Annotated in this window: 16 protein-coding genes and 2 pseudogenes; 9 read left to right on the top strand and 9 right to left on the bottom strand. The window is 66.4% G+C overall.

Annotated elements, in window-relative coordinates:
• Nucleotides 1-87: 87 nt before the first annotated feature.
• A complete protein-coding gene (locus MPSD_RS07030; RefSeq protein WP_011740572.1) occupies nt 88-771 on the top strand; it encodes a GtrA family protein in 684 nt (227 codons plus the stop codon).
• Here MPSD_RS07030 and MPSD_RS07025 read toward each other — a convergent pair.
• Nucleotides 726-1,244 carry a PH domain-containing protein gene (locus MPSD_RS07025; RefSeq protein WP_012393132.1) on the bottom strand — a complete coding sequence of 173 codons (519 nt, stop codon included), beginning with the start codon at nt 1,242-1,244 and terminating at the stop codon, nt 726-728. The genes MPSD_RS07030 and MPSD_RS07025 overlap by 46 nt on opposite strands.
• A 62-nt stretch (nt 1,245-1,306) precedes the next feature.
• Nucleotides 1,307-2,137 carry a biotin--[acetyl-CoA-carboxylase] ligase gene (locus MPSD_RS07020; protein WP_020788397.1) on the bottom strand — a complete coding sequence of 277 codons (831 nt, stop codon included), beginning with the start codon at nt 2,135-2,137 and terminating at the stop codon, nt 1,307-1,309.
• 150 nt (nt 2,138-2,287) lie between these two features.
• Between MPSD_RS07020 and MPSD_RS07015 the strand changes: the two genes are divergently transcribed.
• From MPSD_RS07015 to MPSD_RS06990, 6 genes and pseudogenes are all read left to right on the top strand, one after another.
• Nucleotides 2,288-3,928: an acyl-CoA carboxylase subunit beta gene (locus MPSD_RS07015; RefSeq protein ID WP_020788398.1), complete on the top strand. Its 1,641-nt coding sequence runs from the start codon at nt 2,288-2,290 to the stop codon at nt 3,926-3,928.
• A gap of 107 nt (nt 3,929-4,035) precedes the next feature.
• A pseudogene (locus tag MPSD_RS07010) lies at nt 4,036-4,245 on the top strand (acyl-CoA carboxylase subunit epsilon); the annotation flags it as partial.
• Nucleotides 4,242-4,892 (top strand): Maf family protein, encoded by a 651-nt coding sequence (locus MPSD_RS07005; protein ID WP_011740577.1) that lies wholly within the window; start codon nt 4,242-4,244, stop codon nt 4,890-4,892. The pseudogene MPSD_RS07010 and the gene MPSD_RS07005, both read left to right, overlap by 4 nt.
• 39 nt (nt 4,893-4,931) lie before the next feature.
• Nucleotides 4,932-5,836 (top strand): annotated as a pseudogene (locus tag MPSD_RS07000) (sulfurtransferase).
• Nucleotides 5,833-6,252, top strand: coding sequence for a SufE family protein (locus MPSD_RS06995; protein ID WP_020788401.1), 420 nt, complete (start codon nt 5,833-5,835; stop codon nt 6,250-6,252). The pseudogene MPSD_RS07000 and the gene MPSD_RS06995 overlap by 4 nt, the downstream one beginning before the upstream one ends.
• A gap of 110 nt (nt 6,253-6,362) precedes the next feature.
• Complete coding sequence (locus MPSD_RS06990; RefSeq protein ID WP_036426865.1) at nt 6,363-8,156, top strand: acetyl/propionyl/methylcrotonyl-CoA carboxylase subunit alpha; 1,794 nt, start codon at nt 6,363-6,365, stop codon at nt 8,154-8,156.
• Between the two features lie 21 nt (nt 8,157-8,177).
• Here the strand turns inward: MPSD_RS06990 and MPSD_RS06985 are convergent, their stop codons facing one another.
• Entirely contained in the window at nt 8,178-17,570 is a 9,393-nt protein-coding gene (locus MPSD_RS06985) for a non-ribosomal peptide synthetase (protein WP_119571710.1), read from the bottom strand.
• A gap of 626 nt (nt 17,571-18,196) precedes the next feature.
• Here MPSD_RS06985 and MPSD_RS06980 point away from each other — a divergent pair.
• Nucleotides 18,197-18,766, top strand: coding sequence for a TetR/AcrR family transcriptional regulator (locus MPSD_RS06980; protein WP_012393123.1), 570 nt, complete (start codon nt 18,197-18,199; stop codon nt 18,764-18,766).
• A 61-nt stretch (nt 18,767-18,827) separates the two neighbouring features.
• Here the strand turns inward: MPSD_RS06980 and MPSD_RS06975 are convergent, their stop codons facing one another.
• The 6 genes from MPSD_RS06975 to MPSD_RS06945 all read right to left on the bottom strand — a co-directional run bounded on the left by MPSD_RS06975 (nt 18,828) and on the right by MPSD_RS06945 (nt 23,269).
• Nucleotides 18,828-19,616 (bottom strand): RNA polymerase sigma factor SigF, encoded by a 789-nt coding sequence (locus MPSD_RS06975; RefSeq protein WP_086084687.1) that lies wholly within the window; start codon nt 19,614-19,616, stop codon nt 18,828-18,830.
• Nucleotides 19,613-20,050: an anti-sigma factor RsbW gene (locus tag MPSD_RS06970; protein ID WP_015354822.1), complete on the bottom strand. Its 438-nt coding sequence runs from the start codon at nt 20,048-20,050 to the stop codon at nt 19,613-19,615. The genes MPSD_RS06975 and MPSD_RS06970 overlap by 4 nt, the downstream gene beginning before the upstream one ends.
• Before the next feature lie 482 nt (nt 20,051-20,532).
• Nucleotides 20,533-20,844 (bottom strand): protein UsfY, encoded by a 312-nt coding sequence (gene usfY, locus MPSD_RS06960; RefSeq protein ID WP_020788405.1) that lies wholly within the window; start codon nt 20,842-20,844, stop codon nt 20,533-20,535.
• A 112-nt stretch (nt 20,845-20,956) separates the two neighbouring features.
• Nucleotides 20,957-21,343 carry a hypothetical protein gene (locus MPSD_RS06955; RefSeq protein WP_036426866.1) on the bottom strand — a complete coding sequence of 129 codons (387 nt, stop codon included), beginning with the start codon at nt 21,341-21,343 and terminating at the stop codon, nt 20,957-20,959.
• A gap of 79 nt (nt 21,344-21,422) precedes the next feature.
• Entirely contained in the window at nt 21,423-22,763 is a 1,341-nt protein-coding gene (lat, locus tag MPSD_RS06950) for an L-lysine 6-transaminase (protein ID WP_036427482.1), read from the bottom strand.
• A gap of 53 nt (nt 22,764-22,816) precedes the next feature.
• The gene (locus MPSD_RS06945; protein ID WP_020788408.1) at nt 22,817-23,269 is read right to left on the bottom strand and encodes an Lrp/AsnC family transcriptional regulator; all 453 of its coding nucleotides are present in this window, start codon (nt 23,267-23,269) and stop codon (nt 22,817-22,819) included.
• Nucleotides 23,270-23,302: 33 nt separating this feature from the next.
• Between MPSD_RS06945 and hglS the strand changes: the two genes are divergently transcribed.
• Nucleotides 23,303-24,574, top strand: a complete 1,272-nt coding sequence (hglS, locus tag MPSD_RS06940; protein WP_020788409.1) for a 2-oxoadipate dioxygenase/decarboxylase — start codon at nt 23,303-23,305, stop codon at nt 24,572-24,574.
• Nucleotides 24,575-24,623 lie beyond the last annotated feature (49 nt).

The raw sequence follows: 24,623 nt of genomic DNA, 5'->3' as shown, positions 1-24,623 counted from the left end.
ATGACCGGCGTGTTTGGCGGCTGCAACACCAAATCGTTATGTATCATTTTGCGTCTATGTTCGTGTCAATCCGTACACTGACTTGTTGTGTCCTTTGCCGATGCCACAATCGCGCGCCTTCCCAGGGTGGTTCAGCCCTTTGCGCAGCGTCATCATGAACTGATCAAATTTGCCATCGTCGGCGGCACTACTTTTATCATCGACTCGGCAATTTTCTACACGCTGAAGTTGACGATTCTGGAACCCAAGCCGGTGACGGCCAAGGTGATCGCCGGAATCGTCGCTGTCATCGCGTCCTATGTGCTCAACCGGGAATGGAGCTTCCGCGACCGTGGCGGCCGGGAGCGCCACCACGAGGCGCTGCTGTTCTTCGCGTTCAGCGGCGTGGGTGTGCTGCTGAGCATGGCCCCGCTGTGGTTCTCCAGCTATGTCTTGCAGTTACGGGTGCCGATGGTCTCGCTGACCGTGGAGAACCTGGCCGACTTTGTCTCGGCCTACATCATCGGAAATCTGCTGCAGATGGCCTTCCGGTTCTGGGCGTTCCGCCGCTGGGTGTTCCCCGACGAGTTCGCACGCAACCCGGACAAGGCGCTGGAGTCGGCACTGACCGCGGGCGGTATCGCCGAAGTCTTCGAAGACGAGATCGAGGGCGGCAACGTCACCCTGCTGCGCTCCTGGCGCAACAAGTCCGCCAGGGCCAACCGCTCAGATGCGCGATCGGCCGCTCAGCTGGGGGCTTCCTCGGAGCCCAGGGTGTCGAAAACCTCGTGATAGAGCAGCGCGTGCACTTCTCGCAGGCGCGGAATGTTGTAGAACTCCAACGGATCCTGTGACGCCGATTCGATAATCAGCGTCCCGGTGCGAAGCATTCGCTCGAATATCCGGTCCCGGAATTCCACGCTGTTGATCCGGGCCAACGGGATGTCGATCCCGCTGCGGGTCAGCACGCCCTGGCGATACATCACCCGGCGGTTGGTGACCACGAAATGTGTGGTCAGCCAGCTCAGGAACGGCCATAGTGTGAGCCAGCCGACAATCACCAGCCAGATCCCCCAGATGACGCCATGGATGATGTTCTTGGCCAGCTGCTGCCATTGCGTCGAGTTGACGAACCCCGAACCCAGCGCGGCCAGCCCGGTGATCAGGATCAACACCACGACCGGCCAGACCAGCCGGGTCCAGTGCGGGTGACGATGCAGGACGACCTGCTCGCCTGCGGCCATGGCATTGTCCGGATAGCCCATGGTGGCGACCCTATCCCCCGTTGGCTGCTGTTTGCTGAAGTTGGACGGATGGCCGCGCCGCACTAGCGCAGATGCACCACGTCACCCGCGGCGACCACGACCGTCTCGCCGGACTTGCCCGCCTCGTCGGGCGTAGTCTGCAGGCGCAATCGCCCCTGCTCATCAATGTCGCGGGCGATCCCGACGATCTCGCGCCCGCCGGGGAGTTGCGCACGCACGCGCGAACCGATGGTCAGACTGCGGGCCCGGTAGTCCGCCAATAGCCGCGCGTGAGCGCGTCTGAACTCATCGATCCGCGCCGCAAGCTCGCGCAACAGCCGGGCAGCCAGTTCGTTGCGATCCGGTGCCGGCACCCCGAGGTCCAGCAGCGAGGTCGCTGCGGGCCCCGCAATTTCGTCGGGCGCCTGGGTGACATTGAGCCCGATGCCGATCACCGCGTAGGGCATCGCCACCTCGGCGAGAATGCCCGCCAGCTTGCCCAGCGATCCGGGCAGACCGGCCAGCACATCGTTGGGCCACTTCAAACCCGCTTGCGCCGCCGTGCCGTCAAGCAACGGGGTCACCGTGTCCACCACGGCCAACCCGGTGGCCAGCGACAGCCAGCCCCAGGTGGCGGTGGGGACGCCGTCCACCCGCACCCCGACCGACATGGTGATCTGCGCTCGCGCCGTGGCCGACCAGCCGCGCCCCAGCCGCCCCCGTCCGGCCGTCTGGTGTTCGGCGATCAGCACCGCCCCTTCGATATCGGCCCCGGCAGCGGCCCGGGCCAGCAGATCGGCGTTGGTGGAGCCGGTCTCATCGACGACGTCGAGCTGGCGCCATCCCGAGTCGATCGCCTCACTACGCAGCTTGCTGGCGTCCAACGGCAACCTGAGCTGATCGCGGTCCGTCACGGCACAAGCCTAGAGAACGCCGGGCCGGCCGTGGGAGATCAATTGTCGGACGGTTCGCCGCGGCGCACATCGGCAATCCCCGCGCGACCGTCGGGTGCTCAGGCACGCCCGGGCCAACCGATGCGGGTGCGGCCGATACCATCAACTCCCATGACCAGCGTTACCGACCACACTGCTGAGCCCGCTGCCGAGCACGCCATCGATATCCACACCACCGCGGGCAAGCTCGCAGAGCTACACAAGCGCCGCGCCGAGTCGCTGCATCCGGTCGGCGAGGGCGCCATCGAGAAGGTGCACGCCAAAGGCAAGCTGACCGCACGCGAACGGATCTATGCGCTGCTCGACGAGGACTCGTTCGTGGAGCTGGACGCGCTGGCAAAGCACCGCAGCACCAACTTCGGCCTGGAGAGCAACCGCCCGGTCGGCGACGGTGTGGTCACCGGCTACGGCACCATCGACGGCCGCGACGTGTGCATCTTCAGCCAGGACGCCACCGTGTTCGGCGGCAGCCTGGGTGAGGTGTACGGCGAGAAGATCGTCAAGGTTCAGGAATTGGCGGTCAAGACCGGACGACCGTTGATCGGCATCAATGACGGCGCCGGCGCGCGCATCCAGGAAGGTGTCGTCTCCCTGGGCCTGTACAGCCGGATCTTCCGCAACAACATCCTGGCCTCGGGCGTCATCCCGCAGATCTCGCTGATCATGGGAGCCGCCGCGGGCGGGCACGTCTACTCCCCGGCACTGACCGACTTCGTGGTCATGGTCGACCAGACCAGTCAGATGTTCATCACCGGACCCGACGTCATCAAGACCGTCACCGGCGAGTACGTCACCATGGAGGAGCTCGGCGGTGCCCACACCCACATGGTCAAGTCGGGTACCGCCCACTATGTCGCGTCCGGCGAGCAGGACGCCTTCGAATATGTGCGCGAGCTGCTGAGCTATCTGCCGCCCAACAACGCCACCGACGCACCGCGCTACCCCGCTCCCGCCCCCGAGGGGCCCATCGAGGAGAACCTCACCGACGAGGACCTGGAGCTGGACACGCTGATCCCGGACTCGCCCAACCAGCCCTACGACATGCATGAGGTCATTACCCGGATCCTCGATGAGGACGAGTTCCTCGAGATCCAGGCCGGCTATGCGCAGAACATCGTGGTCGGGTTCGGGCGCATCGAGGGCCGGCCGGTGGGCATCGTCGCCAACCAGCCGACCCACTTCGCCGGCTGCCTGGACATCGATGCCTCCGAGAAAGCGGCCCGCTTCGTGCGGACCTGCGACTGCTTCAACATCCCGATCGTGATGCTGGTGGACGTTCCGGGCTTCCTGCCCGGAACCGGCCAGGAGTACAACGGCATCATCCGCCGCGGCGCCAAGCTGCTCTACGCCTACGGCGAGGCCACCGTCCCGAAGGTCACCGTCATCACCCGCAAGGCCTACGGCGGCGCGTACTGCGTGATGGGTTCCAAAGACATGGGCTGCGACGTCAACCTGGCCTGGCCGACAGCGCAGATCGCGGTGATGGGCGCGTCCGGGGCGGTCGGCTTCGTGTATCGCCAGCAGCTCAAGGAAGCGGCCGAGGCCGGCAAGGATGTCGACGCGCTCCTGCTGCAGCTGCAGCAGGAGTACGAGGACACCCTGGTCAATCCCTACATCGCCGCCGAACGCGGGTACGTCGACGCGGTGATCCCGCCGTCGTACACCCGCGGGTACATCGGAACCGCGTTGCGTCTGCTGGAACGCAAGATCGCCCAGCAGCCCCCCAAGAAGCATGGGAACATCCCCCTGTGAGCGACGTGAACAACGGCAACCAGCCGATCGATCAACAGCCCGAGACCAGCGACGCCACCGAGGCCAGCGAGGGCGGCGAGGGTACGGTGACCGCGCCGGCGCATGACCCGCTGGAACCGCACATCCACGTGCTCAAGGGAGCGCCGACCGAACAGGAGCTCGCGGCGCTGGTCGCGGTGCTGGGCAGCCTGCGCAGCGCAGCCCCGGCCGCAGCGCCCGAGCCATCCCGGTGGGGGTTGCCGGTAGACAGATTGCGCTACCCCGTCTTCAGTTGGCAGCGCATCACGTTGCAGGAAATGACGCACATGCGGCGATGACCCGACTGGTACTGGGCTCGGCCTCATCGGGTCGGCTCAAGGTGCTTCAGCAGGCTGGCGTTGATCCGCTGGTGGTGGTCTCCGGAGTCGACGAGGACGCCATCATGGCCGGGCTGGGTCCGGCCGCAACACCGGCGGATGTGGTGCGTGTGCTGGCACGCGCAAAGGCCGAACAGGTAGCAACCACCCTGACCGGGCAGCAGGCTTCCGTCGCCGCGGACTGCCTTGTCATCGGCTGCGATTCGATGCTCTACATTGACGGCCGGCTGTGCGGAAAGCCCGAGACCGTCGACGACGCCCGGCAATTGTGGCGCTCGATGGCCGGTCGCTGCGGGCACCTGTACACCGGGCACAGCGTCGTACGGTTGACCGAGCAACGCGTCACGCACCGCGACGACGAGACCTCGACCACCACGGTCCACTTCGCGGCCCCCTCGGACGACGACCTGGAGGCCTATCTGGCCACCGGGGAGTCGTTGAAGGTGGCCGGCGGGTTCACCCTGGACGGCTTGGGCGGCTGGTTCATCACCGGCGTCGAGGGCGATCCGTCCGCCGTGGTGGGAATTGGGCTGCCGCTGACGCGGGACCTGATCAGCCGCGCCGGTATATCCATAGCCGCACTTTGGGCGTCGAATCCGCTCCCCTGATGCTGCTTGACCTGATAGTGCGATGGGTAGGCTGACACCGTGCCGTTGCCCCCAGACCCAAATCCCACCCTGTCGGCCTACGCCCACCCCGAACGCCTGGTGACCGCCGACTGGCTGTCCGCACACATGGGCGTTCCCGGCCTGGCAATCGTGGAGTCCGACGAAGATGTCCTGCTCTACGACATCGGCCACATCCCGGGCGCCGTCAAGATCGACTAGCATACCGACCTCAACGATCCGCGCGTGCGCGACTACATCAACGGTGCGCAATTTGCCGAGTTGATGGACCGCAAGGGCATCAGCCGCGATGACACCGTGGTGATCTACGGCGACAAGAGCAACTGGTGGGCGGCCTACGCCCTGTGGGTGTTCACCCTGTTCGGCCACCCCGACGTGCGCTTGCTCAACGGGGGCCGCGACCTGTGGATCGCAGAGGGCCGGGACACCTCGCTGACCGTGCCCGCCAAGACCTCCGCGGGCTATCCGATCGTGGAGCGAAACGACGCCCCCATCCGGGCCTACAAGGACGACGTGCTGGCCACATTGGGCACCCAGCCGCTGATCGACGTGCGCTCCCCCGACGAGTACACCGGCAAGCGCACGCATATGCCCGACTACCCGGAGGAAGGCGTGTTGCGGGGCGGCCACATCCCCACGCGCAGTCCATTCCGTGGGCCAAGGCGGTCGACGAGAGCGGGCGGTTCCGCGGCCGCGCCGAGCTCGACGAGCTTTACGGCTTCCTGGACCCCGATGACAAGACCATCGTGTACTGCCGCATCGGCGAGCGCTCCAGCCACACCTGGTTCGTGCTCACCCATCTGTTGGGCAAGCCCGGGGTGCGCAACTACGACGGATCCTGGACCGAGTGGGGCAATACCGTGCGGGTGCCGATCGTCGGGGGCGAGAGCCCCGGATCCGCCGATGGACTTGCGTCGCCGCGATGAGCATGCCCGCTCCGCTGGCGGAGGTGGTGTCCGACTTTGGCGAAGTCCAGGGCCAGGACAAGCTCGCCTTGCTGTTGGAATTCGCCAACGAGCTACCGCCGCTGCCGTCCGACCTCGCCGAGGCCGCCATGGAGCCCGTGCCCGAGTGCCAGTCCCCCCTGTTCCTGCATGTCGACGCGCAAGACCCGGACCGGGTGCGGCTGTACTTCAGCGCCCCGGCGCAGGCGCCGACCACCCGTGGCTTTGCCGCGATCCTGGCCGCCGGCCTCGACGAGCAACCCGCATCCGAGATCTTGGCCGTGCCTGAGGACTTCTACAGCGAACTGGGCCTGGCGGATCTGATCAGCCCGTTACGGCTGCGCGGGATGTCGGCGATGCTCGCCCGAATCAAGCGGCGGCTGCGCGAGACCTTGTGAAAGGGGAACCGCGTGACCGAGCTTCCGGCGCGCCGCTTAAACTTCCCCGGACAAGACTTGTAAGAAATTCTCTTAAAGACGAAGAGACTTCCAGCCCTACAGGAGGCGCAGTGGCCAGTCACGCCAGCTCCAGGATCTCCAAGGTTCTCGTGGCCAATCGCGGCGAGATCGCAGTCCGAGTGATCCGGGCGGCCCGGGACGCGGGCCTGGCCAGCGTGGCGGTCTACGCCGAACCCGACGCCGAGGCCCCGCACGTCAGCCTGGCTGACGAGGCGTTCGCCCTGGGCGGCCAGACTTCCGCCGAGTCCTACCTGGACTTTGAGAAGCTCCTCGACGCGGCGGCGAAGTCCGGAGCCAACGCGATCCACCCCGGCTACGGCTTCCTGTCGGAGAACGCCGACTTCGCCCAGGCCGTGATCGACGCCGGCCTGATCTGGATCGGTCCCAGCCCGCAGTCCATCCGCGACCTCGGCGACAAGGTCACCGCCCGCCACATCGCCGCCCGCGCCAAGGCGCCCCTGGTGCCCGGCACTCCCGACCCGGTCAAGAACGCCGAAGAAGTGGTCGCCTTCGCCCAGGAGTACGGGCTGCCGATCGCCATCAAGGCGGCCTTCGGTGGCGGCGGGCGCGGCATGAAGGTCGCCCGCACCATGGAAGAGATTCCCGAGCTCTACGAGTCGGCGGTGCGCGAGGCCACCGCGGCATTCGGCCGCGGCGAGTGCTTTGTCGAGCGCTACCTGGACAAGCCGCGCCACGTCGAGGCGCAGGTGATCGCCGACCAGCACGGCAACGTCGTGGTCGCCGGTACCCGCGACTGCTCGCTGCAGCGCCGCTACCAGAAGCTGGTCGAAGAGGCTCCGGCGCCGTTCCTCTCCGACGCCCAGCGCAAGGAGATCCACGAGTCGGCCAAGCGGATCTGCAAAGAGGCCCACTACTACGGCGCCGGCACGGTCGAATACCTGGTCGGCCAGGACGGCCTGATCTCCTTCCTGGAGGTCAACACCCGTCTTCAGGTCGAACACCCGGTCACCGAGGAGACCGCGGGGATCGACCTGGTCCGCGAGCAGTTCCGCATCGCCAACGGCGAGAAGCTGGACCTGACCGAAGACCCCACCCCGCGGGGACACGCAATCGAGTTCCGGATCAACGGCGAGGACGCCGGCCGCGGCTTCCTACCGGCTCCCGGTCCGGTCACCAAGTTCCACCCGCCGGCCGGTCCTGGCGTGCGGATGGACTCCGGCGTGGAGACCGGCTCGGTGATCGGCGGCCAATTCGACTCGATGCTGGCCAAGCTGATCGTGTACGGCGCCAACCGCACCGAGGCGCTGAAGCGAGCTCGACGCGCTCTGGCCGAGTTCCAGGTCGAGGGCCTGGCCACCGTCATCCCGTTCCACCGCGCGGTGGTCTCCGACCCGGCATTCATCGGCGACGAGCACGGTTTCTCGGTGCACACGCGCTGGATCGAGACGGAATGGAACAACACGATCGAACCGTTCACCGCCGGTGAACCGCTCGACGACGAAGACTTCCGCCCACGCCAAACCGTGGTCGTCGAAATCGATGGTCGCCGGGTCGAGGTCTCGCTGCCCGCCGATCTGGCGATGTCCAACGGCTCCGGCGCCGATGCGGGTGTCATCCGGCGCAAGCCCAAGCCGCGCAAGCGCGGTGCCCACACCGGTGCCGCCGCCTCCGGCGACGCCGTGACTGCGCCGATGCAGGGCACCGTGGTGAAGGTGGCGGTCGAAGAAGGCCAGGAGGTCGTCGTCGGCGAGCTCGTCGTGGTCCTCGAGGCGATGAAGATGGAGAACCCGGTCACCGCTCACAAAGACGGTGTCATCACCGGGCTTGCGGTCGAGGCCGGCGCGGCCATCACCCAGGGAACGGTGCTCGCCGAGATCAAGTAGGGCCGCCCCCGGCCACAGATTTCACCCGGTGCCCGCCGGCGTCAGCGTCGACGCCAGCGAATGCACGGTGGCACCGTCGAGGAGTTCGGCAAGGGGCGGATCGCACTTGAATTCGGTGGCGATGTGCTCACCGATGACCAAAGCGTCGATGGAGTCGCCGCCGCAATCGCGCACCGAATCCGTACCGACCACGGGATGGCCCAGAACCCGCTCCCAGATCCGCTCCAGCTGCCTGCGGGTGACTTCCTGGGGGTTGGCCGCCACGTGTGGCGCCACCAGACCCGTCGGGCGAAGGAAGTTCAACTCCGTCTCGTGCCGAAACACCGGAAGTCGAGCTGATCCACCATCGGCGATGGCTTCGATGGCATCCAGATAGGCGGCGACAATCGCGTCGAACTGTTCGTCGGAAACCAGCCGCGGATCGTATTCGATGCCGATGCCGAGGGCACCGTACTCGCGGGCGAATATGGTGACCAACGGCAGATTGGTGTGGGCGATCATCTTGCGCCGCAAGGTTCTCGAATCCCTGGCACCCGCGGAAACCGGTGTGCGCTCACTGGCACCGGCCTTGTCGAAGCTGACGAAGTTAAACGCCGTCTCGAACAATCCGCCGATGCCGATGTCACGCCGGATTGCCCGCAACGGCACCCGACGATGCGGCAACAGGTCGCGCTCGGCGGCGAACGCCTGGTCGACCAGCCCGGCGTAGTCCGGTGCCGTCATCTTGATCCGCAACGGGACCGTGTTCAAGAACATCCCCAGGGCGCTGGCCGAGTCGTCGGTTTCGGGCCTGCCGTTGACGACAACCCCGCTCAGGACGTCGTCGGTGGCGCCGAGACGGCCGTTGACCGCCAGGTGGGCGGCCAGCAGCGTGCTTTTCAGCGGTACGTGTCGACTGCGAGCCATCCGCACCAGGCCCGCCTCGATGCGCTCGGGCAGCTCGATCCACCGGAACTTGGGGCGGACGTGCTGCAGGCGGTCACCCGCGAAGCGCAGCGTTTGGAAGCCCTGTAGCCGATCGAGCCAGAAGGCCCTCGACGGGCTGGCCTCGGCTTCGCTCTCGAGCATGACAAATTCCCGAAAATGGTTCTGCAGCCGCGGTCGGGCCGGGGGCGCGCCGGTGGTCCGCAATGCGTCGTAGCTGACGAGCAGGTCACGCTGAAGTTCGGCCACGCTCCACCCATCCAGAAGCGCATGGTGGACCGTCAGCCCCAGTTCGAAGCGTTCGCCATCGCGCACGTGGATCACCACCCCGAACGGAGTCTGGGTTTGCCACTGCATGGCCGCACTCGATTCGGCTTCCATCCAGGCCGCCACGGTGGCCTCCTGTTCGGCGGCGCTCTGCCCGGACAGGTCGATCACCGTCAGTGGGGTGCACGCCTCTTCACGCACCACCTGTAGCGGTCGCGAATAGCCGGACAGATCAAAGGTCGTCCGCAGGATCGGGTGCCGGGCGGTGACCACGTCGACGGCGGCGCGGAACGCGATCTCGTCCCACGGGGCGTCTACCAGATAGCTGAACACGTCGTGATAGATGCACGGCCCATCGACTCGGCTGTGCAGCAGCATCCCGGCCTGTAGGGCGGCCAGGGGGTAGGCATCCTCCACACCCGGCGGCAGATCGCTGGGTTGCGGACCCTCGACCATCGGCGTTCGCGGCTCCGATTGCAGCGCCGCACCGGCCGAACCGGTGCGGATCATGCCGGCCGCGAGTTGCTCGGGCGTCTGGCACTGGAAGAGATCTTGAACCTCCACCGCCAGCCCCAACGCTCTGGCCTTCGCCGAGAGCTGCACCGCGTGCATCGAGTCGCCGCCGATATCGAAGAAGTTGTCGTCAGCACCGACCGAGGGAAGTCCCAGGACCTCGGCGAACACCTGCCGGATCTGGTCAACCGTCGAGGCGGCGAGATTCCGGGTGGAGTCGGTGGTCTCACTCGGCGTTGCGCTGGGCGCCCCGGCCGCCACCATCGGTGCCGGCAACGCCCGCTGATCGATCTTGCCGTTCGCGGTCAGTGGCAGGGATTCGACGGTGACGATCGCTGACGGGAGCATGTAGCCGGGAAGGCGGGCGGCCAACTTCTGGCGGCTGGAACTGATCGGCAGTTGCTCGCCGGTCGAGGTCACCACGTAGGCCACCAACCGGGGTTTGTCGTCGTCGTGGCGCACCATCGCATGACAGGCCACCACCTCTTCCAGCCCCGAGACGGCGTTTTCGACCTCTCCGAGCTCGATCCGAAAACCGTGCAATTGGACTTGGTGATCGAGGCGGCCGAAGTACTCGATCTCGCCCGACGGCAGTCGCCGTCCGACGTCGCCGCTTCGGTACAGCCGCTCCCGAGGGCGAAACGGGTGTGGGACAAAGCGTTGACCGGTCAGTTCCGGCTGCCCCAGGTAGCCCTTTGCCAGCCCGGGACCGGCCACGCAGATCTCGCCGCGCACACCGAGCGGGACCAGGTTGCCGGCAGCGTCGGTGAGCAGGCACTCGAGGTCGGGTATCGGGCGTCCGATCCGCGAACCCCGCCCGCCCAGCACATCCTCGCGGCGCAATCGACGAAACGTCACATGCACCGTCGTCTCGGTGATGCCGTACATGTTGATCAGGTCGGGATGGGAATCGCCGTGTGCCTCGATCCAGGGGATCAGGTCCGAGGACGTCAGCCTTTCGCCGCCAAAGATCACGTAGCGCAAATACAGCGGTGTGTCGGCCTCGGCGTCAGCGTCGCGCAGCAGTCGAAACGCGGACGGCGTCTGGTTGAGTACGGTGATCCGCTCACGTGACAGCAATTCGCGAAACGCGCGCGGGGTCCGGGTCTCCAGATAGGGCACCATCACCACGCATCCGCCGTACAGAAGCGGTCCCCACAGCTCCCAAACCGAGAAGTCGAAGGCGATGGAGTGGAACATCGTCCAACGGTCCGCGCTGGTGAACTCGAAGAGCCCCTCGGTCGCGCTGAACAGCCGCATCACATTGGCGTGGGTAACCTCGACACCCTTGGGGCGGCCGGTCGAGCCCGAGGTGTAGATGACATAGGCGACGTCGTCGTCGTTCACCTCGATGTCGACCCCGGTCCCGGGCTGGTCGGAGAGGTCCAGCGCATCCAGCTGCAGGATCGGCGCGTCATGGTCGGCCACCACGTGTTGAAGCGCGGTCTCGGTGAGGATTGCCGTCGGGGCGCAGTCGCACAGCACGAGTTCGGCTCGTTGCGGTGGCCAGCTCGGGTCCAGCGGCACATAGGCGGCGCCGGTCTTGATGATGGCCAGTACCGCAATGGGTATCAGCGGGGTGCGTTCGAGCAGCATCGCGACCTTGTCACCGGGGCGCACGCCACCGGCGATCAGTAACCTGGCCAGCCGGTTCGACTCGGCGTCCAGCTGGGCATAGGTCAGCCCACGCCCCAGGAACCGGACGGCTTCGGCGTCCGGATCAACTCGCACCCGGTCCTCGAACCATCGGTGCAGCGCAGGGTGTGCGGGCCGAATCTCGCGGCGTCCATCCAGAGCCCGCAACTGGTCGGTCTCGCCCTGGGTGAGCATGGAGAACTCGGCCAACGTGGCGTCGGGTTGGGTGAGACCCGCGGCCAGCAGTGTCACCAGATGAGCGGCCATCCGCGCGATGCTCTGTGCGTCCCACAACGCATCGCGGTATTCGAACACCAGCCGCAATGCGGTCCCATCGGACTGCAAGGACAGCGAAAGCCAGAACAGCGAACGGCCGGGGTCGTGTGGCACCGGGGTGACGTCGAGCCCGTCCAGCGTCGGCCGATAGGAGCCGGGGACCTCCGGAACGAACGCCGCCTCGATCAGCGACGCGGCCTTGTCCCGCGCCGCGAACCGCTCCCGCAGCTCTTCGAAGGGCACGTCGGCGTGGGCCGTCGTCGCGGCCAGCCGCTCGGCGGTCGCGGTCGTCAGCGACCGCAAGGTGAGCGCCGGCGAGAAATCCGCGCGCACCGGCAGGAGGTTTGCGAAATATCCGATCGCGGCCTCGGACACCCCGGCGGGGCGGGCCGGGAACGGCAGCCCAACCAGCAACGCGTCTTGCTGGGAGTAGCGGTGCAGCAGGTACTGCCACATCGCCAGCACCACCGTGGACCGCTGCACCTGGATCTGCGCCGCGAACCGGTCCAGCCGCTCGAGCACATCATCGGGCAGCGGCGATTCGAACCTGGCCCCGGAAAACGACGCCACCGACGGCGCCGGGAAATCAGTGGGAAGCTCCAGGCGACCCGGGAGGCCGGAGAGCATCTCGTCCCAGAACGGCAGGTCGGTTTCCTCCAGCCGATGGCGGGGTTGGGCGGACTCGGCCAGGGCCAGCTGCCCCATGGTCGGCGCGACGGGGGGTTCATCATCGAGCGGCCCGTCGCCCAGGGCGCCGTAGAGCCGGGACAGTTCGGCCAAGATCGTCGCCCCGGCCCAATCATCGGCAACGATTTGGTGGTAGTTGAGTCCGAGCACCACCCGGTCGTCGGCCAGCCGAAGAATGAGCGCACGCAGCGGAGAGTCGGTGGTGATGTCGATCGGTCTGGCGGCATCCGCGCAGACCAGCTCTCGCAGTAGCGATTCCTGATCGCTTGGGTCATGGCCGCGCAGATCGCGGACTTGCACCGGCTCGGCGTCCCCGATTATCTGGACCGGCCCGGTCGCGCGTTCGGGGAATCTGGTCCGCAGCACGGGGTGGCGCTGTGCAAGGAGCTCCAGGGCGTCGTGCAACCGCTCGACGTCAACCTTGCCGCGCAGGTCGAAATACCGCTGCGCACACAGTTCCGGGCCACCCGCGTTCCTCCGGTCGAGCAGCCAGATCCGCAGCTGGGCATGGGTCAGCGGGGCTGGGGTGACCGCAACGAAGGCCCCACCGCCCACGGCGTAGTCCTCGATGCGGCATTCGGGTGTTCGGGTGAGCGAACCGATGGTCGCGACCAGCTCGGCCGCCAGCCGTTCGGCCGTGGCCGCTTTGAACAGCTCGCGGTCGTATTCCAGGAAACCGCCCAGCGTGTTCCCGTCGTCGGCAAACGACGCCACCAAGTCGAATTTGGCCGACCCCGGGTCGACCGCCACGTGACTGACCTCGGCACCCTCGATGCGCACCGGGGCGATATCGCCGTCGAACAACGTGACCACGGCCTGGAAGATCGGGTTGCGGGTACCAGCGCGCTCCGCGCGGACCACATTGACGATGTCGGGGAATGCCAAAGCACTGTGGTCGACCATGGCTTGGACCTCATCGCGGGCGCGGACGACCAGGTCGGCGAACGTGGGGTTGTCGCGCAGCCGGCAGCGCAACGGCAGGGTGCTGGCGAAGTTGCCGATCACGTTCTCGATGCCGGAATGCTCACGCCCGGCGGTCACGCCGCCGATCACGATGTCGCGCTGGCGGCCACGGCTGGCGATCCACGCCATGAAGGCCGCGACCAGCACGCTGTACGGGGTCGCGCCATGCTCGCGAGCCAGTGCTCGCACCGCCGCCCGGTCGTCGTCGTCGATCACGATCGGCACTCGCGCCCCGCGGAAGCTACCCCGCAGCGGGCGCGGGAAATCCCTGGGCAGATCGATCGCCGGCGGCGCATCGCGCAGATGCTCACTCCAATAGCCCTCCAGCGCCGCGCGGTCGCCGGAGGTGATTTGCCCGGCCACCCAGTGGTGGTAGTCGATTGGTTGCAGGCTTAGCTGGAGCAGCCGCGCTGCCCTACCCGGCGCCGCGTAGGCCTTGCTCAGCTCGGCGTTGAGCAGTCCGGCGGCCGACCACCCGTCGGCGGCGATGTGGTGCACGCTCCAGGCCAGGTAGTGGTCATCGGCGCCGAGCGCGATGAGCAGCACTCGGATGGGTAGATCCTTTTGCAGGTCGAATGGGCGCGCCCCCAGTTCGGCGATGAGCTCGTGGGCGCGGGCATCGCCGTCGTCTTGGCCGCCGCCGCAAAGGTCGGCATGTTCGATCGGCGCGGCGCCGCCGGGTGCCAGCACAACCTGGACCGGCTGCCCCTGCTGATAGGGGAAGATCGTCCGCAGCGCCTCGTGCCGCCCGAGCACCGCGGCGAACGCGGCTTCCAAGCGTCGAGTGTCCACCTCGCCACGAATGTGCACGGCCTCGACGATGTTGTAGGCCGACATCGTCGGTGCCAGCTGCTGCAGGTACCACAGATTGGCCTGCATGGGTGCCAGCGGCAGGGGCGCCCGCCGGTCCACGGGCGCCGGTTCAAGCATCTCGACCTCGGCGGCGGTGGCGACCTGTCGCAGTTTCTGCTCGATGAGGTCTTGCAGGCCGGTCAGGGTCCCGGCCGAAACGAAGTCGCGCATCTGCAGGACCACGCCCATCCGTTCACGCACCCGCATGATCACCCGCAACGCAGCAAGGGAATGCCCACCGATGCGGAAGAAGTCCGCATTGGGATCGAGGACGGGCCGGCCGAGGATCTCTTCCCAGATTCTGGCCAGTCCGATCAGTCGCTGCGGCACATCGCGCACATCGGCGTCAGCATCGGCAGCACCGACAGCACCGGCGAAGGGAACGGCTGGTAGCGCGGCCATATCCACCTTGCCGGTCGAGGTGCGGGGAAGCGAGTCCAGCACCATCACCGCGGCCGGAACCATCGTGGCGGGCAACTTGGTGCGGCAGGTCTTGAGCACGGCCTCCAGATCCAGCTCCATGTTCGGGGAGTCGGAAATGAGATAGGCGGCCAGGGCCTTGTCGCCGGGCGCGCGCTCTTTGACGGTGACCACCGCATGCTGCACACCCGGGTGCTCACACAGGGTTCGCTCGATCTCTGCCGGTTCTATCCGCACGCCATGCACCTTGAGCTGCCGGTCCATCCGACCGAGGAACTCCAGCGTCCCGTCGGGTCTTTGGCGTACCCGATCACCGGTGCGATAGACCCGGGCACCGGGATGCGCGCAGCGGACGTCGCGGCGGAAACGCTGCGCGGTGATGGCCGGGGAGCCGAGGTAGCCCATCGTGACGCCGGCACCGCCGATCCACAGCTCGCCTTCGCCCCCCGGGGCGGCCAGCGCGCCCTCCGGATCGACAACGTAGAGGCACGCGTTGGCGATCGGACGTCCGATAGGCGCCCAGGATGCCTCGTCGGCGACTTCGACACGCCAGAAGGTCGCATCGATGGTCGTCTCGGTCGGTCCGTACAGATTCACCAGCTCGGCGTGGGGCAACACGGCGGCAAACCGCCGGCACAGCGCCAGCGACAACGGTTCACCACCGCAGAACACGTAGCGCAAGGTCATGCACTGGCCAAGATCGGGCTCCTCGAGCAGCACATCCAGCTGCGAGGGAACGATCTGCAGCATCGTGATGCTCGACTGCCTGACGCGTTGGACGATAGAGTGCGGATCCCACTCCCCCGGGTTGAACACCAGCCGGGCACCGGCCACCAGCGGGCCGAAGATCTCCCACATGAAGATGTCGAATGTGGGTGCGGCCGTCTGCAGCAACGCATCATCGCCGCCAAGGCCGAATTCGTCGCACCGCCACAGCAGCTGATTGCAGAATGCACGGTGCGAACTGGTCACCGCTTTGGAGCGGCCGGTAGAACCCGACGTGAAGTTGAGGTAGGCCGGCTCAGCAGGATCGAGCTGGGGCGGCGGCATCGACGCGACCGCTGCGCCGGCGCGGTCGGCCGCGATCAGCTCGGGTGCGTTGACCGGAACCAATGGCCGGGTCTGATCGTCGACGACAACGCGACTGACACCGGCATCGGTGATCATGTCCGCGACGGCCAGGTGAACGCTGCGCCCGAGGAAGACGCCGATGGCATCACCGGGTCGGACCCCCGCCGCGGCTAGGTGTTCGGCGAACGCGTCGACCCGCTCGCCCAGCTCGGCATAGGTGACCGTGGCCCCGTGAACGTCTTCAATGGCGATGGCCTGGGGGGTGCGCTCGATCTGGGCGGCAACGAGTTCGTGAATGCTGTGATCCCCGCCCGGCCGCCGGGGACCGACGATCGGTTCAGCCTCCCGCCGGCGAAGCGGATGCAGGGCCGGGTCAACCTCGGCGTCGCCGGCGAGAAATTCATCAAGCGTGCCGACCGCATCGGCGTAGGCAGGTAGCGCCTGTTCGTAGCCGCTGGCGTGCTCGTCTCGCCCGCCCACCTTGGTCCGTTCGAAACGCCAACCCCGCTCGATGAGCGCCTGCGCCGCCGACCCTTGCGGTGCCACCGCCGCAAGGATCGCCCAGCCCCCAAGCCGGCCCAGGTCGTGAAAATTGTTGACCGAGGTATCGGCAGCGAGTTCGTCCACGATTTCCCGCAGCCGGTTTGCCGCATCGCGGCCTGAGCCGCGGCTGGCCATCCAGTCATAGACGGTGTCCGATCGCGCGGCCAAGCGAGCGCCCAGTTCGGTCAGCAGGGCTTCCGAAGGCCCCTCCCCGATCCGCAGGAACCGGACGTCTCGCATCAATGCGGCGACCCGGTTGCGCTCCACGTAGCCGCGCCATCCCAGCGTCTGCATCGCGTTGTCGGTGGCGTGATAGGCGAACTCGGAGGCGGCGACCTTGAGCGTCAGGAAGATCTCTTGCGGGGTGTCGGGCTCGGTCGCGACGACGCCGAGCAGGGCCTCGATCGATTCGATCTCTGCGGCGATGCGCGCCGTGCGGCGCTGGACAACCGGGTCGGTGATGAGCAGGCCGGTGCTCACCTCCCGTTGTGACGCGAAGCGGTAGATCAACTGCGCGCATCGCTTCATCACGCCCAGGCCAATCGCGCCGGCGCTAGCGCGGCCGATCCGCAGGCCCTGGTCGATCACCTCGAGCCCATCGCCAATCCCGCCGAGGATCTGCCAGGGCGCTACCCGCACCCCATCGAAGCGGATGCCCGACACCGGAACGGACCGCAATCCGAAGGTTCTCTCAGGGGGCAGCACGCTGACCCCCGGACTGTCAGCCGGGATCGCCACCGCGGTCAACGCGGTGCCACCGTCGACGGCGAACGGCACCAGAGTCACGAACACGCCGGTGCATCCCGCACCGGTAATGCAGGATTTCGCGGCGCTGATCACCCAGTCGGAGCCGTCGGGGATCGCTGTGCTGACCAGTTCACGCAGGTTGGAACCGGACACGCTGGGCTCGGTGATCGCCAGGGAACCCAGCAGCCGGGCGGTGCGCATCGGATCGATGAATCGCTGACGGGCTTGGCTGCTGCCATGGAGCAAGACGGTCTGCATCGCACCGTGATGTACCGCGAGCAGGGCCGCATGGCCGACATCGATGCCACCGACGCGCTCCACGATCGCACTGAGCTCGGCGAGATCGACCGCGGATCCGTCGGCTCCGGCACTGATGTGTCCGAAGTGTCCCGCGTCGGCGAGTTCATGCAACGACCGATCAAGGGTCAACGATGCCGAAGCCGCTACCCACCGGGCTGCCTGGTCCCCGTCGTCCTCACCAGGGCATTGCGAGACCGTCGGGGTACCAGCCGTCATATGAAACTCCTCAGCTCATTCGCCACGGCTACCTGCCACGCGACACAAGGGCGGCGCGCATTCCCTGCCCAGGGGGACCACAAGACCGCGCGATGCGGTCACGCCCTTTAGGTACATGGCTATGTTGTCATTGTCAACGTGAAATATTGATATTGGCGACTTGACATTGGCTACACGGCTCGGCGTGAAGTTAGCTGAATGTTCCGATTGGCGAGGCGGCAGACGGCGGGCTGCCGCGACGCAGAGCCAGAACGATCAATTACTAGCAGGTCATAGCTTTTTGCTCGCGGCGCCGGTATTCAATAGAGGATTCGACGCAACGCCGCTGATCGGCAAACGTAGTTAGCCTGTGACGTCCGTAACACAGCGGATCTTCCGGCAAGAGCCACGATCAGCGCGTCAGAACGAGACAAGCAGGCGTTAGTCGGCAAACTTTGATGAGCCACCGGTATCGGTAGCCGAACGGCGTCCCGACGCTGCGGAACTGCGGCACGCCAACGTCGATAAGCTGGGCCGAATCTCCCGCCACGGGTTGGCCTACCTGTCGACCGAAGGGCCGGACCCGCCTCGTTGACTTACCATGAGCTAACGCGTGGCGGCTCAGGGCCAACTCGTACGATGCTCGAATGAGTGAACGCTCGCAGTATCACCATGGCGGTCTGCGCGACGCGATCCTGACCGAAGCGGCCACCCTGGTCGCCGAGCGCGGAGTTGGCGCCGTGTCGGTGCGTGAGCTGGCCCGCCGCGCTGGCGTGTCGCACAATGCCTATGGCCACCACTTCACCGACCGGCGCGGATTGTTCACCGCACTAGCGGCGCAAGGCTTCATGTTGCTTGCCGAAGCACTGCGTGAGGCCCGCGGAAACTTCCTCGACGGTGCCCGCGCCTACGTCCGCTTTGCGATCGGGCATCCGGGCCACTACGCGGTGATGTTCGACTGGTCCCTGATCGACCGCACGGATAGCGATCTGGCCGCCGCGCACGCGGCCGCCTCGATGGAGCTCGCCCGGGGCGCCTCACTGCTCCAAGATCCAAAAGCCGTGGCGGATCGCCACGGCGCCGAACTCGCGGCTTGGTCGCTCATCCATGGCTTCTCGATGCTGTGGCTCAACGGCGTGCTGCCGTCGGACCCGGGCGAATGCACGGATCCGATCGCAACTGCGGAGCGGGTCGCGCTCATGTTGTTCGAGACGTGACATCGGTCAACGGACACTAGGGCACGCGAAAACCGGCCGCGAACGGGACGCGCGGCCGCGCTTACTCGAGCTGATCGCGCAGCCGCGCCAGGGACTTGGCCAGCAGCCGCGAGACGTGCATCTGTGAGATGCCCACCCGTTCGGCGATCTGCGTTTGTGTCATCGAGTCGAAAAACCTCAGCACCAGAACCGTTCGCTCCCGCTCGGGCAGCGCCTCGAGCAAGGGACGAAGCGACTCGCGATCTTCGATCCGATCCAAACCGGCGTCCATGTCACCCAACGTGTCCGCGATAGCGCGGGCGTCGTCGTCCTCGCTACCGCTACCGCTGTCAATGGACAAGGTGTTGTAGGAGCTGCCCGCTACCAAGCCCTCGACTACCTCGGCTCGGTCCATCTCGAGCTCGGCGGCAAGTTCGGTCGCGGTGGGCGCCCTGCCCAGCCGCTGCGACAGCTCGGCGGTGGCCGCGCCCAACCGCAGATGCAGTTCCTTCAGCCGCCGCGGAACCTTGACCGACCAACTGTTGTCGCGGAAATGCCGCCGGACCTCGCCCATGATGGTGGGCACCGCGAACGAGACGAAATCCGAACCCGTCTCGACATCGAAGCGGACCACCGCGTTGACCAGCCCGACCATCGCGACCTGAACCAGGTCATCGCGTGGTTCGCCACGTCCCTCGAACCGCCGGGCGATGTGATCGGCCAACGGCAAGCAGCGCTCGACGATCGTGTCGCGGTGGCGCTGGAAATTCGGTGAGTCGGCATCGAAGGTGGCCAACTCACGAAACATCTCCGGGACATCGGCGTATTCGTTGGGTCGTGAAGAGGAACCGCCGGCAGTTCGGGAGGTCACCTGCCGGAGGCCACCCTTCGAGCCGTCAACATGATGCCGAACACGCTGCCGGCTGCCTCAGGTGGGCGACCATCGTGAAATGTCTGAACATCGTCGGCCAGCGATGTCAGCACATGCCAGCTGAAACTTCCCGGCGCCACCACGTCGTGCGTACCGCACGCGGCAGAGGCCTGGACCACAAGTTCGTCGTCGCGCGGGTCCACCACCAGGGTCAGCGTGGCGTCCGGTGTGGCCGAACGGATCAGCCGAGTACACACCTCGTCGACTGCCAGCCGCAGGTCTGCCACAGCGTCGAAATCCAAGTCTTCAAACGTGCCGATGGCACCAACCAGGGTGCGCAGCATCGACAGGTTCTCCAAGCGCGCAGCAACGTTGAGTTCGACGGCACGGTGGCCGCGTTCGCGCTTGTTGATGCGCGGATCCGCATCGGTCATCTGGCCTCCCGGCAATTTTGCACCGACAGTACTCTCGCTTTGAGTCCCGCTTTGGGCCCAGCGTTGCAGCCGGTTGGTCATGATCGCCACCGGGTATTCAACCAGCTACCGGCGAGGCGGGCGGGACCGACACAGTCCGGACGCGCCGGCTCGAGCAAATCGCGATGTTTGCCGGGATGACGTCGGTCGTCGTGATCGTGGTCGCAGTGGAAATCTAGGTCGGTGCTTTGGCGATTTTGTCCCCCATGATGGGGTGACAACGCGGACGCAACAATGCCGGTACTCATCATGGTTTAGACCTGATACCCAGTCGCTACCGCCGGTAAAACCGCGAATCGATTTTCGATTGCATGTTTCTTCGCGCACCGGGTACCGCCGAGATGCCCCACCCCCGCAGCCGCGACAAACACCAACAAGCACCGGCGCGGCAGGGGGCGGACTCCGCAGCCGCCAAGCGACGACGGGGTGCTCACCAATGGCGTCTAGCTGGCCAGCCGCTGTCGACGGACTTCGGGGTGTTCGCTGTACCGGCGATCGGCAATCCTGCGAACCCGTCGATGCTCGAACGCCAGCCAGATCAAACCGACCACGGCGACAGTGAGCGCGACCACGCCGGAAGCCATGCCCTCGGAGTGATGCCCGGTACCGAAGGCCGCCAGCGACCCGACGCCGCCGATTACGCCCGCCACGACCAAGAGGTACCCAGGCCAGTGCAGCACGTCGATCAGCGACTCGCCTGCGAGTGGCCGCGTCGTCCGCAAGTGGTCGACGGGGTCACGATAGGTGTCCCCCATGGCTCCTCCTCTACTATCCCGTTCTATCCCGCGATTGCTGCCATTACCAGGCATTACCTTCAACGGTAGAACTCCCCGAACAGGATGTGGAGTGATCAGGGCAAATTATTTGTCAAAGTGCCAGTACCGGACCCGCAATTGACGGAACGCCCAGGGAAAGAGCCACCACCATCAGCGTCAGCAAAAACCAGCCGGCGCCGTGCCACCCCCACCAGGTGCCCCCGTCACGCCACACGCGATAGGTGCGCACGAAGGCCCATATCCCGCTGGCGAACAGGATCGCCGGCGCCCCGAGCGCGAGCAAGGTGCGCTCGGGCATGCCACACGCCGCGGTGTCGACTCCTGCGCGTCCGCCGCACGTACTGACCCATAACGCCGCCATGATGAGGAAGCCGACGACAGCGCTGGCCGCCAGGGCCGCAAAGCGGATAGCAGCTCGGACCTCTTCGTCATCCTGTCCGAGGCGATCACCGTCCGATCGCTCATGCACCCTTTGCATCCTGAACCCCAATCCTGCGTTCTGCGGATACACAGCAAACCGAATACCCCGCCGGGAGCTGGGATAAACAGCGCGCGGCTCAGGTCATAGCCGATAATGCGCTACGCACGGCCGCAATTGCCAGATCGATTTCGTCGCGACCGACGGTGAGCGCGGGACGAAATCGCACACTGACCTTACCGGCCGGCAACGCAATGACCGCCCGCTGCCACAGACGCTGAATCAATTCGTCGCGATCGGCGGTGGTCGGCAGGTCGAAGGCGCACATCAGGCCACGCCCACGGGGATGCAGAACCACCGCCGGCAGGTCCTTGGCCAGCTCGTCGAATTGGGCACGCAGGTAGCGACCCTGCTCGGCCGCGTTATCGACCAATCCTTCGGCCTCGATCACTTCCAGAATGCGGCGGGCGCGCACCATGTCGGTGAGATTGCCGCCCCAGGTCGAGTTGAGCCGCGACGAGGCGGCAAACACGTTGTCGACGATCTCGTCGACCCGGCGGCCGGCCATCACCCCGCACACCTGGGTCTTCTTGCCGAACGCCACCACATCGGGTTTCACCCCGAGCTGCTGGTAAGCCCAGGGGGTACCGGTCATTGCGCAACCCGTCTGGACCTCGTCGAAGATCAGCAGCGCATCGTGCTCGTCGCAGAGCCGTCGCATCGCCCCGAAGAACTCGGGCCGGAAATGCCGGTCACCACCTTCACCTTGAATGGGTTCGGCGATAAAGCAGGCAATGTCGTGCGGGTGCGCCTCGAACGCGGCGCGGGCCTGAGCCAAGGACTCCGCCTCCACGGCATCCATGTCGGCATCCGGCCGAATGTATGGAGCATCGATGCGCGGCCAGTCGAACGTCGGGAAGCGGGCGACATTGACCGGCTTGGTGTTGGTCAGCGACAACGTGTAGCCGCTGCGGCCGTGAAACGCCCCGCGCAGGTGCAACACCTTGGTGCCCAGCCCCGCATCGATACCGAGTGCCTGGTTGTGCCGGCTCTTCCAGTCGAAAGCCACCTTCAGCGCGTTTTCGACAGCCAATGCGCCACCGTCGACGAAGAACAGGTGCGGCAGTGCCGGGTCGCCCAGCACTCGCACGAAGGTCTGGACGAAGCGCGCCATCGGCACCGAGTACACGTCGGCGTTGCTGGGCTTGTTCAGCGCCGCCTCGAGTAGTTCGGCGCGGAACTGCTCGTCCTCGGCCAACCCCGGGTGGTTCATCCCCAATGCCGACGAGGCGAAGAAAGTGAACATGTCCAGGTAGCGCCGACCGGTTCGGGCGTCGACCAGATACGAGCCGGCGGATTGGGACAGATCGAGCACCAGGTCGAAGCCATCGACCAGCATGCTGCGCCCCAGCACCTCCTGGACGTCATCTGCTTCTATTTGCTGGCATGCAGGCACGGTGGATCTCACGGCGGCGGTCATGCCGACCATGCTAGCGTGTTATTTACGAAAACATGACCCTTGGGCCGGAAAGATTATGGTATAAACTGCCGATAACTGTAAAAAGTGTTCAAAATGATGGCGCTTCGCGTGCGCACGTTAGCGGTCGCCCGGATCCGCTGCAGCAGGTCCTCCAGCGCCCGCGCGGAGACAACCCGCACCAGCAGGACATAGCTCTCTTCACCGGCCACCGAATGACACGACTCAACCTCATGGATGTGTTCCAGACGGGCGGGCGCATCATCGGGTTGGGAAGGATCAAGAGGAGTAATCGCCACGAACGCCGATAGAAAGTGCCCCACCGACTCGGGGTCGACGCGCGCTGAGTACCCGGTCACCACACCGCGTGACTCCAGTCTGCGCACCCGCGACTGGACCGCCGAGACCGAAAGACCGGCACTGGCCGCCAGCTCCGCAAGGGTCGCACGCCCGTCGGAGACCAGCTGGCGCACCAGGATCCGGTCGATGTCGTCGAGCGTCTCACCCATGGGCGCAGACTATCGCAGCAGCCAGGGCACACCATGAGTTCGACGAATAAGCTGGCTACCTGGGAACTGCGGGCCCGCTTCGCCGCGGGACTGTCGGCCATGTACGCCGGCGAAGTCCCCGCATACAGCACGCTGGTGGACGTCACCGCAGAGGTGAACCGTGACTGTGTGGCAGCGCACTCCGGCGCCGAACGGCTGGGATCACTGCAGCGGGTCACCGCCGAGCGCCACGGCGCCATCCGGGTGGGCAGCCCCGCCGAACTTGCCGCCGTCGCCGACCTGTTCGCCGCGTTCGGCATGTTCGCGGTGGGCTTCTACGACCTGCGCTCGGCCCGGTCGCCGATTCCCGTGGTATCCACCGCATTCCGCCCAATCGACGCCGAAGAATTGGCGAACAACCCCTTTCGGGTGTTCACCTCGATGCTGGCCACCGGCGACAGCCGGTTCTTCGATTCCGGGCTGCGCGCGCGAGTGCTGACATTTCTGGGCCGCCGGCAGCTGTTCGACCCCGCGCTGCTGGCCCAGGCCCGGGTGATCGCCGCCGAAGGCGGCTGCGACGCCGCGCAGGCACCGGACTTCGTCGCCAAAGCCGTGGCGGCGTTCGCGCTCTCGCGCGAGCCGATCGACAAGGCGTGGTACGACGAGCTCTCGCGGGTATCGGCGGTGGCGGCCGACATCGCGGGGGTCGGCTCGACCCACATCAACCACCTCACGCCACGCGTGCTCGACATCGACGACCTCTACGCGAGGATGACCGGGCGCGGCATCACCATGATCGAGGCGATCCAGGGTCCGCCGCGCACCGTCGGACCCGCGGTGCTGTTGCGCCAGACGTCGTTTCGCGCATTGGCCGAGCCGCGACTGTTCCGCGGTGCCGATGGCACCGTCACCGAAGGCAGCCTGCGGGTGCGGTTCGGCGAGGTCGAGGCGCGCGGCGTCGCGCTGACGCGACGCGGACGGGAGCGCTACGACGCCGCGATGGCACGGCTCGCCGGCGCCGGGGACCCAGCCACGATCTGGAGCGACCACTTTCCGGCGACCGATGCCGAAATGGCGGCGCAGGGTCTGGCCTATTACCGCGGCGGTGACCCGTCGGCGCCTATCGTCTATGAGGACTTCCTGCCCGCCTCGGCGGCCGGCATCTTCCGCTCCAACCTGGACGGCGATACCCGCACCGGGCAGGCGGCCGGCGCCGTGGACAGCGACCCCGATTACCACGTGGGGTGGCTGGCCGGGGCCATCGACCGCGACATTCACGACCCGTACTCGCTCTACGATGCACTCGCCACCGAGCGGGCGCGATGACGGTGCACGGCGCAGCGACAATCGGCAACAAGCAGCCACAGACAGCGAC

Origin of the sequence: Mycobacterium pseudoshottsii JCM 15466 (assembly GCF_003584745.1) — a bacterium.
Lineage (GTDB): Bacteria > Actinomycetota > Actinomycetes > Mycobacteriales > Mycobacteriaceae > Mycobacterium > Mycobacterium marinum.
The sequence above is the reverse complement of the archived record's forward strand: the minus strand, read 5'-3'. Positions and strand labels throughout refer to the sequence as shown.